Source organism: Mangrovimonas cancribranchiae (genome assembly GCF_037126245.1).
In the GTDB taxonomy this organism is placed as follows: domain Bacteria; phylum Bacteroidota; class Bacteroidia; order Flavobacteriales; family Flavobacteriaceae; genus Mangrovimonas; species Mangrovimonas cancribranchiae.
On the sequence record NZ_CP136925.1, the window covers coordinates 1,292,671 to 1,305,017 of the forward strand.

Annotated in this window: 9 protein-coding genes; 3 read left to right on the forward strand and 6 right to left on the reverse strand. The window is 30.3% G+C overall.

Annotation, left to right across the window (positions count from 1 at the left end):
* The first annotated feature begins 12 nt into the window (after nt 1-12).
* Nucleotides 13-1,797: a hypothetical protein gene (locus R3L15_RS05750; RefSeq protein ID WP_338733798.1), complete on the forward strand. Its 1,785-nt coding sequence runs from the start codon at nt 13-15 to the stop codon at nt 1,795-1,797.
* Nucleotides 1,798-1,851: 54 nt separating this feature from the next.
* Here R3L15_RS05750 and R3L15_RS05755 read toward each other — a convergent pair whose 3' ends face one another.
* On the reverse strand, nt 1,852-2,148 hold the full coding sequence (locus R3L15_RS05755; RefSeq protein ID WP_338733799.1) for a hypothetical protein: 297 nt from the start codon (nt 2,146-2,148) through the stop codon (nt 1,852-1,854).
* Nucleotides 2,149-2,263: 115 nt separating this feature from the next.
* On the reverse strand, nt 2,264-3,331 hold the full coding sequence (gene aroB / locus R3L15_RS05760) for a 3-dehydroquinate synthase (RefSeq protein ID WP_338733800.1): 1,068 nt from the start codon (nt 3,329-3,331) through the stop codon (nt 2,264-2,266).
* A 94-nt stretch (nt 3,332-3,425) separates the two neighbouring features.
* Between aroB and R3L15_RS05765 the strand changes: the two genes are divergently transcribed.
* Nucleotides 3,426-4,601 (forward strand): proline dehydrogenase family protein, encoded by a 1,176-nt coding sequence (locus R3L15_RS05765; RefSeq protein WP_338733801.1) that lies wholly within the window; start codon nt 3,426-3,428, stop codon nt 4,599-4,601.
* On the opposite strand, the gene R3L15_RS05770 is transcribed toward R3L15_RS05765, so the two are convergent.
* Genes R3L15_RS05770 through R3L15_RS05785 form a run of 4 tightly spaced genes read right to left on the reverse strand, consistent with a single transcriptional unit; the run spans nt 4,598 to nt 10,809 of the window.
* Nucleotides 4,598-6,967 carry a polysaccharide biosynthesis tyrosine autokinase gene (locus R3L15_RS05770; protein ID WP_338733802.1) on the reverse strand — a complete coding sequence of 790 codons (2,370 nt, stop codon included), beginning with the start codon at nt 6,965-6,967 and terminating at the stop codon, nt 4,598-4,600. The two genes, R3L15_RS05765 and R3L15_RS05770, sit on opposite strands and share 4 nt — an antisense overlap.
* Before the next feature lie 6 nt (nt 6,968-6,973).
* Nucleotides 6,974-7,759, reverse strand: coding sequence for a polysaccharide biosynthesis/export family protein (locus R3L15_RS05775; RefSeq protein ID WP_338733804.1), 786 nt, complete (start codon nt 7,757-7,759; stop codon nt 6,974-6,976).
* 13 nt (nt 7,760-7,772) lie between these two features.
* Nucleotides 7,773-9,674 carry a nucleoside-diphosphate sugar epimerase/dehydratase gene (locus R3L15_RS05780; protein ID WP_338733805.1) on the reverse strand — a complete coding sequence of 634 codons (1,902 nt, stop codon included), beginning with the start codon at nt 9,672-9,674 and terminating at the stop codon, nt 7,773-7,775.
* Nucleotides 9,661-10,809 carry a DegT/DnrJ/EryC1/StrS family aminotransferase gene (locus tag R3L15_RS05785; RefSeq protein ID WP_338733806.1) on the reverse strand — a complete coding sequence of 383 codons (1,149 nt, stop codon included), beginning with the start codon at nt 10,807-10,809 and terminating at the stop codon, nt 9,661-9,663. The genes R3L15_RS05780 and R3L15_RS05785 overlap by 14 nt, the downstream gene beginning before the upstream one ends.
* Nucleotides 10,810-11,117: 308 nt before the next feature.
* Here R3L15_RS05785 and R3L15_RS05790 point away from each other — a divergent pair, with 308 nt between their 5' ends.
* Nucleotides 11,118-12,347 carry a GNAT family N-acetyltransferase gene (locus R3L15_RS05790; RefSeq protein WP_338733807.1) on the forward strand — a complete coding sequence of 410 codons (1,230 nt, stop codon included), beginning with the start codon at nt 11,118-11,120 and terminating at the stop codon, nt 12,345-12,347.

Consider the following 12,347-nt stretch of genomic DNA (forward strand, 5'->3'; position numbering starts at 1 on the left):
AATCTATATTTTATGAAACGATTTATCTTACTTTTTTCATTAATTACTCTGTTAGGTTGTAGCTCAGACGATAGTTCAGATAATCCCCCAGAAACAATTATTATAGATGGAGGCGTTATACGTACCTCTCAATTTGTTAAGATTAATTTACAGCAAAACATTACTCAAGACACCTATACTGGAACACTTGATGACATGTCAATTTCTTTAGTGAAACTTAGCGAAAACTCAATAGGGTTTATAGTAGATGAAGATTTTCCTTTTGGCGAAAGCACTTTAGATATACCTAATTTTAATACAAAAGTAAAATACACTATTGAAGATACTGAATTGACCCAAACAGTAGATGAGATATTAGTAGAGTATACAACTAATTTAACCACTTTTGGAGACAATTTTCCTTATGGAAATAGTATACATGACCAAGAAGCTATTGCAGCATTGAATGATTATAACGCTGCTATTTCTCAATTAAATGAATTAGAAAAAATGCAATTGGCTAAATTTTATGTTGCCAATGAAGATTTAATAAATGATTTATTAAATACAGATTATTTAGCACCATTAGAGAATGCTAGATTTGGACGAGATAATTATATTGATGACCTTATAAATGGCATGAGTGAAACCCAATTATACGTTGCCATGGGTGGGTCTATCTTTACATTTGGCGAAAGTGTTTGGTTAGCATATGGTTGTATTACACTAGGTCAACCATGGGCAGCAGCCGGTTTTGCCACAGTAGCTTTTACAGCTTATGTAACTACAGGCAAACTTATGACAGAGATTGAGTCGCGAAAACTAAAACGAGTAGATGCTGCTATTGATGGTATTATTTCTGATACGGGAAGAGGATCTACTATGTTATCATTTAATTCTGGTGAACAGAAAATAATGGATTTGAATATTGCTGCAAGAACATTAAATTCTGACGATAGAAATGATTCTTCCAGTATTATTTCTGGATTTTTTACATCTTTTGATGATCTTAATGAGCTAATAGATAAAATCAACGAAACTATTTTATGGATTAATGAAAATACTTGGTTTACACTATCAGAGAAAGAACATGTTGGACCAAATGAATCAACTCCAACTTTTGAGCCAGCAACCTCTAATATCTTTAACGGATTTTCATTTTCAGTCAATCATAATGATCTGTCAATAAGTGCTATCAGTTTCGAGAATAATCAATTAGTTGCAACTATTGATGTTAGTGAAGATGCCAATGTAGGCGAAGATGAATTTATAGAATCTACTTTAAACTACTCTTATAATGATGAAGTAAATAGTTTTAATGGTAGTTTTCCTATTAGAGTTTATCCTGAAGAGGTAAATATAGATTTATCAGGCAATTGGATTATGGAAATAAGCGGCGGCTATCTATTTGGAACTTATGATGATGAAGCGGCATTATATCGTTTTGAATTTAATGCCAGTTCTATAACATTTAATCAGGTAACTATAATAAGTGATGGATATCAAGAAGATGGCAGCGAAGTAAATTCTGCGTTTAGTAATAATGCTTACACGCTCGAAGGAGCTCAATTAAGTATGGATTTTTCTGGAGATAGTGCAATAACACCTAGTTGCTATAATGAAGTTACAGAAGAATGGGACGATTATTCACGTGATTTTACATTTATTTTTACTGTAGAAACCCAATATAATTTTGACACTGAAATGTTTACAGGAACTGTAAATGAAATTATAGATTATAGCACAGGAGAAGTAATTCCATGTGAATCTACTACTGATTATGATGGTACGAGTGCTATTCAAATTTATAGAGAATAACTTAAAATAGTTTAATATTATTTAAAACAGGTTGCTACTTTTCAACCTGTTTTTTTATTCTTCCTCTCCATAAGTATCTGCTTGTAAATCGTAATTTAAAATAACGTGACCATCATCATTAACCTCTAACTCATCTGCAGAGAAGTTTGTTAACGTATAATGTAGTTTACTACTAATTTTTACAAGATAAATGCACGCGTCAGTTTTAAGTTCAACTGCTTCAATAGTGTGGTTATGATGGTCATCAAACGTTATAACATCGCCATCATTATAGCCATCAGGAAATTTTTGGTTTAGTAACTCAAGAATTTCCGGAGTGATCTTTTTATAGTCTACGATTACTCTTTTCATTACTAAAGATTTAAATTAATATTCGCCTCTATCTTCTTTAGCAATTTTTATAAAGTTACGAAAAAAAATGATTCGTTTTTGCTTGATTATCAGTATTTAAGTATGGTTTTTTTTGTTATGAGCTGTAAAATTGAAACGCTTCATGTAATAAAGAGGTCTCTACTTGGCAATCTATTTTTGGTTGACTAATATTTTCTAATAGCACAAAATTAATGTTTCCGTGTTCATTCTTTTTATCATATTTTAAAAGATCTATTATAGGAGTAACATCATTGTCACCAATATTAACATGGCCAAATAGTTTAAGAATGGTTTCTTTTATATCTATAGCAGCGGTTTTAGGTAACTCTTCTTGTTTGGTAGAAATATAACTTTCCATAATCATACCAATGGCAATAGCTTCGCCATGCAATAAGGCTTCTTTTTCGGTATTGTTTAAAAAATACGTTTCTATAGCATGGCCAAGTGTATGGCCAAAGTTTAGTATTTTTCTTAGTCCTAACTCGTTAGGATCTTCTTCAACAACGGCTTTTTTTATAAGGATAGATTCGTAAATTAATGTATCAAACTCTTCTTGTGTCATGCTTTCCAATTTCTTAAAAGCATTCCAGTGTTTTTCATCTTGAATTAATCCATGTTTTAACATTTCTGCAATACCAGATCGCATTTGATTTTCCGGAAGACTTCTTAAAAAAGTAGTGTCTATTAAAACCATATCACCAGAATTAATAACACCAATTTGATTTTTAAGTCCGCCAAGATCAACACCCGTTTTCCCACCAATAGAGGCATCTACCATAGCTAGTAAGGATGTTGGAACATTAATATAGGTAATACCACGTTTATAAGTAGAGGCAATAAATCCGCCAATGTCAGTTATTACACCACCACCAAGATTTATCATAAGGCTTTTTCTGTCGGCATCAAGTTCGGTTAACGCCTTCCAAACACCTAAACACGTTTCTATATTTTTATGTTCTTCGCCAGATTCAATCTCTATAATTTCTATAGGTAAGTCTGTTTCTACATGTCCTAAAAAATAAGGTAAACATGTATTGTGAGTGTTTTCATCAACCAAAAGAAACACTTTAGAGATGTTATTACTAGATAGGTACTTATTTAAATGAGTGTAACAAGACTTGTTAAAATGTATATCGCAATTATTGGTTTTTATTGAAATCATATCTAATGTTAAATATGATGTGAAAATAAGGTGTATTTTTTTATAATAAAACAGTAACTCCTAATTATATTTGCAAAGTAAATTTTTTGAGGAATTGAGTAAACGTATTTTCGATAATACCGAAGTTGCTTTTGCGCTTAAAAGTAACTCCGAATTAAACAGAGCTTATTATCTGTTTAAAATGATTGCTTATGAACCACTTGTTAAAATAGGGAAGTGGTTAACGCATTTTGCCATTAAGGCTAAACTTCCTGTAGATAGTTTAATTAGAGCTACCGTTTTCGATCATTTTTGTGGCGGAGTAAACGAGAAAGATTGTTTACCTGTAATAGATGCTATGTATTCTAAAGGCGTGTGTTCAGTTTTGGATTACTCGGTTGAAGGTAAAGCCAATGAGGCTCATTTTGATGACGCCATGCAAAAGATTGTTGAAATTATAAAATTTTCAGCAAATAAAGATGCTATGCCTATTGTTGTTTTTAAACCAACTGGGTTTGGACGATTTTATCTTTATCAGAAAAAAGGTGAAGGAAAGGCGTTTACGAGCGAAGAACAAGCCGAATGGAATCGTGTTGTAGGACGTTACGATACCGTTTGTCGTTTAAGTAAAGAAAAGGATGTAGAAATCCTTATTGATGCCGAAGAAACGTGGATGCAAGATGCTGCTGATAATCTTGTAACCTTAATGATGAAGCGCTATAATACTGAAAAGCCTATTGTTTATAATACCTTGCAAATGTATCGCCATGACCGAATGGCCTTTTTAAAGAAAGAACATGGCATAGCCAAAAAAGAAGGCTATTTTTTAGGGTATAAGATTGTAAGAGGCGCTTATATGGAAAAGGAAAATGACCGTGCCTTAGAGCTTGGTTATAATTCGCCAATTTGTGATAGTAAATTAGCAACCGATGTTAATTTTAATACAAGTGCAAAATATATTTTAGATCATATAGATTTAATTTCTGTTTTTGTAGGAACCCATAATGAAGAAAGTTGTTATTTAGTTATGGAATTAATGGAAGAAAAAGGAATATCCAAGAACGATAATCGTGTGTGGTTTGGCCAATTGTATGGTATGAGCGACCATATAAGTTTTAACTTGTCTGAGCTAGGTTACAATGTGGCTAAGTATGTTCCTTTTGGCCCTGTAAAAGATGTGTTGCCATATTTAATACGCAGAGCAGAGGAGAATACCTCGGTTTCTGGACAAACAGGACGCGAATTAACATTACTATCTATAGAAAAGAAACGCCGAAAAATGCTTGTTTAACTTGAAAACTTCCACCAAGTTTTTTTACTAGAAGGTTTTTTACCATAACCATAAGCATAATTTGTTCCTTTTTTCTGATTCACTCCATTTAACAAAATAGCCATATTAGGTAAACGTTTTTCGTTATACATAGTTTGTGCTATATGTAATTGTCTTTTATCTATGTAATTTGCTCTAATAACATATACAAACATATCGGCATATTTACTAATTAACAAGGTATCTGTTACTAACCCAACTGCAGCAGTATCTACTATAATATAATCATATTCATTTTTTACAGTATCAAATAACTCTGCTACACGATTACTCATTAATAATTCGGATGGATTAGGCGGAATAATACCAGACGGAATAACATCTAAGTTATCATTATCTTTTACTTTTACTGTTACATCTTTAGGTGTAAGTGTTTTATTTCCAATAAAATTGGTAATTCCTAAATCGTTATTAATATTCAAGTAATTTGTAGCTTTAGGAACTCTAATATCTGTTTCAATAAGCAGGACTTTTTTATCTGAAAATGAAAGTGAAGAAGCTAAATTTATTGAGGTGTGCGATTTTCCTTCTTGACTTGTGGTAGAGGTTACAAATATAATTTTAGCCCTATCTTTTATATCTTGTAACATAAAGTCTAGATTTGTTCTTATCATTCTAAAAGCTTCAGCTTTTGAGCTATAATCTACTTTAGATATTAGCTGATTTTTCTTACTAGATTTTGGAATGTCGCCTAAGTAAGGAACATCTATAGCTTTCTTAACATCTTTTATTGTGTGTACTTTCGAGTCTAACAACTGAAATAGATAAATTAGCCCAATAGGTAAACTAGCGCCAAGTATTAGTGCAGATAGGTAAACAATGGGTTTAATTGGTGATACAGGTGTTGAGCTAGCATTACCATCGTCTACAACTTTAGCATTAGGAGATGTTATACCATGCGATATAGCAGCTTCTTCTCGTTTTTGTAGTAAAAATAAGTATAGAGACTCTTTAATACTTTGTTGACGCTGGGTGTCTCTAAACTGACGTTGCTTGGTTGGCGTACTGTATATTTGGCCACTAATTTTATTTGCTTTTTCGTTAAGTGCGTTTAATGTAATTTTATTAGAAGATCTAATATTACTTAAATTTTGTTCTAGGTTGGTTTTTAGCTCATTTATTTGATTGGTAAGATTTTGTACCGTTGGGTTTTTTTCACTAGAGTGTTCTAATAGCCTATTTCTCTCAAGAACAAGGTCGTTATGTCTTCTTGTTATTTCTGCAATTGAGTTATCTTCTATACCAATATTTGATGGAAGTAAATCTCCAGTCGAACTGTTTTCATCGACATAGTTTTCCATGTAGTCAATGAGTTGAATTTGATTGGTCGTTTTAATAATTTTTGTTTCGTTTTCTCTTTCGTTTTGAAGGAAAATATTAGATTGTGTAGCTAAGTCTGTTAATCTATTTTTCTTTTGAATAGTTTCTGCGGTTAAATCGACTTCTCCTAATTCTTCAGAAACGACTTTTAATCTACTATTTATAAACTCTGAAGTTATTTCAACAACTTTTTGTTTATCTTTTACAACATCTTTATTGTAAACTTCTATAAGTTTGCTTAAAAATTGAGCAGCCTTATCTTTATTATTATCATTTACGGAAAGCTTTATAATGCTGGAGTATTCTTTTGTTTCAACCGTTAAATTTCCTTTATAATGGCCAACAATTTTATTAATTGGAGATATTTTAATTGTTATGTTGGATCCTGTTTTCACAGCATATTGTCCAATATTTGGTGTAATAGTTATTTCGCCAAAGCCAGTTTCTATTGCTTCGCCAAAACTGTATTCCGTACCTTGTTCTTCGGTACTTTGGTCGTTAGTTTCCCAAAATTTAGTGTTTTGTGTTGCGCCTTTTAAAAGAAATTTGTTGGGAGATTGAATTTTAACATTCATTATAGTATCTACCTGAAAAAGAATGGAGTCGGTTGCACTAAAATTAATATTTAAAGGAGGGTTTATATATACTTCATGTTTTTGTATTCTCCCTTCTACGTAGTATTGAATATTAAATCGCAACTCTTTTACGGCTTGTTCTATAAGTGTTTTCGAAGCTATAATTTCTGCTTCATCAAGTACGTTGTTTAAGTCTTTTTTAAATAAGCCGTAGTTTTGTAAGGATGATAGTTCTGGTAATTTAGTGGTTTGTCTATCGTTTTTTATTTGAATTATAGCATTAGCTTTATATTGATAAGTGGCGTATCTTAAATATACGTAAGCTAGTGTAATGGCAACAATAACGCAAAAAACTATTAGTTTCCACTTATTAATATAAGGATCTACTATATCACGAAAATGTTCGTTTTGATTGGTGGTTTTTGTTTTCATAAGAAATTAATTTACAAATAGACCAACAATACTAGTAAGAGCTGCTACTGCAGATATTATTACAACAGCATTTTGATTATAGGAGGACGATCTAACTTTTGCTTTGTTTGGTGAAACATAGATAATATCGTCTTGCTCTAAATAATAACTAATTGAGTTTAAAACACTAATAGATGTTAAATCGAACTGAGCATATTCTTTTTTACCATTATTTTCCCTTATCAATAATACATTATCTCTTCTTCCATGTATAGTAAGATCTCCTGCGTATCCTAAAGCTTCATTAAGCGAAATTTTTTCATCTTCTAAAACGAAGGTTCCTGGGTTACGTACTTCACCAAGTATAGTTACTGTAAAGTTTACAATCCTTATGTTTACAATAGGATCTTTTAAATATTCTTTTAGTTGTTCTTTTAATTGTTGAGTTGCTTCTGTTCTGCTAAGTCCTCCAATTTTAAATTCGCCAATAACAGGAAATTGAATGTTACCGTTTCTATCTACTAAATAGGTTTGCATTTTAGAGCTTCCTTGAGTTATAATTTCTGAACGTCCTTCAGAAATTATAGGTAAATTAAACGGTCTGGAAGCTTGTGGATCTATAGATGATACAATAATAGATAGCTTATCGTTAGGTTTATAAAATATATCGGTATTAAATTCTATTTCATGATACTCTGATAGAGGTTCATCTTGAAAATAAGTAAGATCTTTTGTTGTTGCACAAGAGGTAAGTAGAGCAATGGTTAATAAACTTACTATGTGTTTAATGTTTTTTGGGTTAAATAGTTTCATTGGTTAATAGCTTTTATTTAATGTTTAAAACATCATATTTGGAGTTGTTAGGATTGTATTCTGGCACAATATCTTTTATTTTAGATACAATTTCAATATTTTGGGTTGTAGAGTGTAGCGCACAAAGCTCTGAAATAGATTGTCTTACTTTATCAATTTTTATTTCTTTACATTTTGCTATCATTATTTTTTCGTTATATGTAGGTTTGGTGTTCTCACCATCTATAAGTAACTCTTCAAAAATTTTCTCTCCTGGTCTTAACCCTGTTATTTTTATATCGATGTCTTCTGGGTATCTTAAACCGGAAAGGGTTATCATATTAACAGCTAAGTCAAATATTCTAATAGGTTTACCCATGTCGAAAACAAAAATTTCATATCCTAACCCCATAGCGGCTGCTTCTAAAACTAATTGGCTAGCTTCAGGAATTGTCATAAAATAACGAATAATATCGCGATGTGTAACGGTTAAAGGACCGCCATTTTCAATTTGTTTTTTAAATAAAGGTATTACTGAGCCATTGGAACCTAAAACATTACCAAACCGTGTGATAATAAACTTTGTTTTACCGTTGGAGGCTTCTTTTTGGCAACATATTAGCATTTCTGCTATGCGTTTTGTGGCACCCATAACATTTGTTGGGTTTACGGCTTTATCTGTTGAGATTAGAATAAATTTATCTGTGCCATGCTTTACAGCATTACTTATAACGTTTTTAGTGCCTTTAATATTAACGCTAACAGCTTCGTATGGGTTTTGTTCCATTAAAGGAACGTGTTTATAGGCTGCTGCATGAAATACTATATCTGGTTTATATGTGTTAAAAATCATGTGAAGTCTTACATTGTTTCTTACATCAGAGACAATGGTTTCTACATGTTTTATATTATTACGTAAAAGCTCTTGTTGAATGTTATAAAGTGCCGATTCGGCATTATCTATAAGAATAAGTTTTGTAAACTTAAAATGGGTGAGTTTTCTAACCAACTCACTACCTATGGAGCCTGCTGCACCTGTTACTAAAATAACTTTGTTGGTGTATTCCTCAATAAGTAAAGGGTTGTCAATATTTATAGGTTCTCTACCTAATAAATCTTCAATATTTATATCTTTTATTTGACCAATGCTTAAATCGCCATCTATCCAGTGTTTAACTGCAGGAACAATTTTAACCTTAAGGTTTAGGTTAAAAAAGCTATTTGTTAATTGAAGTAATTTGTTTGAATTTATGCTTTGTATTGAAATAATGATTTCATCGATATGATGTTTTTCAATAAACTCTTTTGTAATGCTTTTAGGGTTATAAACGTTAAGTAGATTAATTTTTTTTCCTATTTTACCTTCATCTTCGTCTATAAATCCTAGTATTTTATAATGGCTTTTAGGATCGTTTGTTACAGCATCGTAAGTAATCATACCAGATGTTCCTGCGCCATAAATTAATATAGACTTTTGTTCCTCAATATTTGTAACAATGCTTTTGTATATAGACTTAACAACAAATTTAGCACCAACTAATATTAATACATTAAGTAAAAGATGAATGTAAATTATTGAGCCAGGAATATCAAACGTATTATTAAAATTAAATTTTCGGCTTAAAAAAGTAGATACAATAAGGATTGTAGCTATTATGTTAATCCCTATAATTAAATTAACAACATCGTTTACTCCTGTAAACCGAACAACACCTTTGTGAGAGTTAACAGACAGAAAACTAATAATTGCTGCAACTAAAACAAAAGGAACTTGTTTTAAGAATAATTTAAAATCAAAATCTAAATTAAAATTATATCTAATTATGTAGGCTATAAAAAAAGTTAGTCCTACAATACATAAATCAAAGAGGAGTACTAACCATTTTGAAGCATATCTGTTAGATAATTTTCTTAATATGTTTTTAAGCTTCTCCAAAGTAAGATTTAATTAAATTAACGATTCTTTTTAAATCGTTTTTAGTTAGGTTAGAGCCGCTTGGTAGGCATAAGCCTTTTTTATATAACTCTTCTGAGACACCATTAAGATATGTTGGAACATTTTTATATAAGGGCTGAAGGTGCATTGGTTTCCAAGATGGTCTAGCTTCAATATTATGATCGTTTAAAAGTTTTAACAAGTTGTTTCTTGTGTTTTCATTATCAAGAAGTATACATGTTAACCATCTGTTTGATGTAAATCCTTTAGGCTCATTTAAAAATGTAATGGCTTTAATATGACATAGATTTTGTTGATAGTATTTATAATTTCTTCTTCTTAACGACACATAATTGTCAAGAACTCTCATTTGACCGCGTCCTATTCCAGCAATAATATTAGACATACGGTAATTGTAGCCAAGAGTTTTGTGGATGTATTCATTTCCATCTTCTTTAGCTTGAGTTGCTAGGAAAACGGCTTTTTCTTTAAGTTTTTTAGATGATGTTATTAAAGCGCCACCTCCAGAAGTTGTTATAATTTTATTCCCATTAAATGATAGTATTGAAAAATCGCCAAAAGTCCCACATTTTCTTCCATAAACTTCACTTCCAAAGGCTTCGGCACTATCTTCTATAATAGGAATATTATATTTTTTTGAAATGGTTTCTATTTGCATTGTATTATAAGGCATACCATATAAATTTATTGCAATAATAGCTTTTGGTTTTTTTCCTTTATTAATTCTATCTATTATAGCTTGTTCAAGAAGCTTAGGGCATATATTCCAAGTTTCTTTTTCGCTATCAACTAAAATAGGAGTAGCACCTAAATATTTTACTGGATTTACCGAAGCTACAAATGTTTTTGTTTGGCATATCACTTCATCTTTAGCTTTTACACCAATAATGTGTAAAGCTAAATGAATAGCAGCTGTACCAGAGCTTAGGGCGGTAACATGTCGGTTTTGGTTTAAGTAAACTTCAATATCGTTTTCAAAACCATTAACGTTAGGTCCTAAAGGTGCAATCCAATTTAATTTAAATGCTTCTTCAATGAATTCTTGCTCGTATCCACTCATGTGTGGTGGTGATAACCAAATTCTAGAATTCAACTTAGATTCATTAATAGCCATATAAATATTGGGGTTTTTAAAGTATAAATCAAAAAATTACGATGAAGAACTTATTTAAACGTTCTTCGTTTTTTTATTAATAAATGTATTAAGTTTTATCTATTTGTAATAGTCTTTAATGATTTATTAATTTAAACTTCTTAAGGTACTTTAAAAACCTTATTACTAAATTATTTAATAAGGGGAAAGTGGTTAAATATGAGTATAATATAACTATTATATTTTTTATAAATAGGTGCTTTTTAGTTTTTTTCTTGTTGGCTATCTACTTTATAAGTATTAAATTCGTTTCTAGCTATTAATTATTTATGACACCAAATCCATTTCTAACCAAGACATTTGTTTCAGTTTGGTCCAAGTATTTTAATGCAAAAAAAAGAATTTACAACTTTAATAGTATAAAAGATGTAAGCTTTTATAAAGCTTTAAATATACCTTTATATTGTAATATAGGAAAGAATATTACTAACGGTATGTCTTATCAAATTGCTAAGCAAGAGAACGATTTTAAAGGACGTGCTTTTTTAATTTACGATGTTCCTAGTTATTTTAACCTTAAGGAGCTAAAACATAACAACTTAAAACGTTTTAAAGTTAAGCAGTATAAAGGCTTTCTTACCGATTTACAAGATTTTGAAAGTTATGATGCTTTTGCAAAAAAGCAATTTAAATCTAATACAAGATATAAGTTTAGACGTAATATTCAACGATTAGAAACCTGTTTCAATATACATTACAATATTTATAATGAAGCCATGGATAAAGCACAATATGATGTTATAATGAAAGGGTTTAAAAACTTACTAACTAAGCGTTTTAATGAGTTACAAAAAAGTAACGATATTTTAGAAACTTGGGAGTATTACTACGATTTAATTTATAAAATGCTTAAAAAAAAGTGTGCTTTATTAATAACCATAACCAATAACGATAAACCTATTGGTGTATCTTTAAGTTTTTTATCTAACACAACCATGTTTTATGCTGTAACATCTTTCGATACAGATTACTACAGGTTTAATCTAGGACATACAACAATAATAAAACTTTTTCAGTGGTGTTTTGATAATGGCTATACTATTTATGATTTTTCTAAAGGAGAGTACGAATATAAAAATAGATGGACTAATCATGAATACGTTTACGAGAACCACATTATATACGATTCTAAAAACATCATAGCAAGCACATTAGCGAAATACATAAAACTTAAATATGAACTAAAACAATATTTAAGAGACAAGAATGTTAACGACAAATATGTAAAACTTAAGTTTCTACTAAAAGGAAAAAAACCTAAGACAACTAGAAGAACTTTTAAAATAGAAAAACACAAACAAGAAAAAGCGACTAATGGGTTGCAATTAATTGATTTGTCTAATATAGATTATGCTTTTTTAAAACCAATTGTATACGATGAACTGTATAAATCACCAGAACATATATTAAATATAAAAATTTATAAATACAATTCTGTAGAAGATGAAACTTACTATGTAAAGGGTAAAAAAAATAACTTCACTATTACCTTTAGTTAG

What these genes read in the sequence shown, in the direction of transcription:
- R3L15_RS05750 (WP_338733798.1), top strand. Translation starts at nt 13, where the DNA reads ATGAAACGATTTATCTTACTTTTTTCATTAATTACTCTGTTAGGTTGT.
- aroB (WP_338733800.1), bottom strand. Translation starts at nt 3,331, where the DNA reads ATGATTTCAATAAAAACCAATAATTGCGATATACATTTTAACAAGTCT.
- R3L15_RS05785 (WP_338733806.1), bottom strand. Translation starts at nt 10,809, where the DNA reads ATGGCTATTAATGAATCTAAGTTGAATTCTAGAATTTGGTTATCACCA.
- R3L15_RS05755 (WP_338733799.1), bottom strand. Translation starts at nt 2,148, where the DNA reads ATGAAAAGAGTAATCGTAGACTATAAAAAGATCACTCCGGAAATTCTT.
- R3L15_RS05770 (WP_338733802.1), bottom strand. Translation starts at nt 6,967, where the DNA reads ATGAAAACAAAAACCACCAATCAAAACGAACATTTTCGTGATATAGTA.
- R3L15_RS05790 (WP_338733807.1), top strand. Translation starts at nt 11,118, where the DNA reads ATGACACCAAATCCATTTCTAACCAAGACATTTGTTTCAGTTTGGTCC.
- R3L15_RS05775 (WP_338733804.1), bottom strand. Translation starts at nt 7,759, where the DNA reads ATGAAACTATTTAACCCAAAAAACATTAAACACATAGTAAGTTTATTA.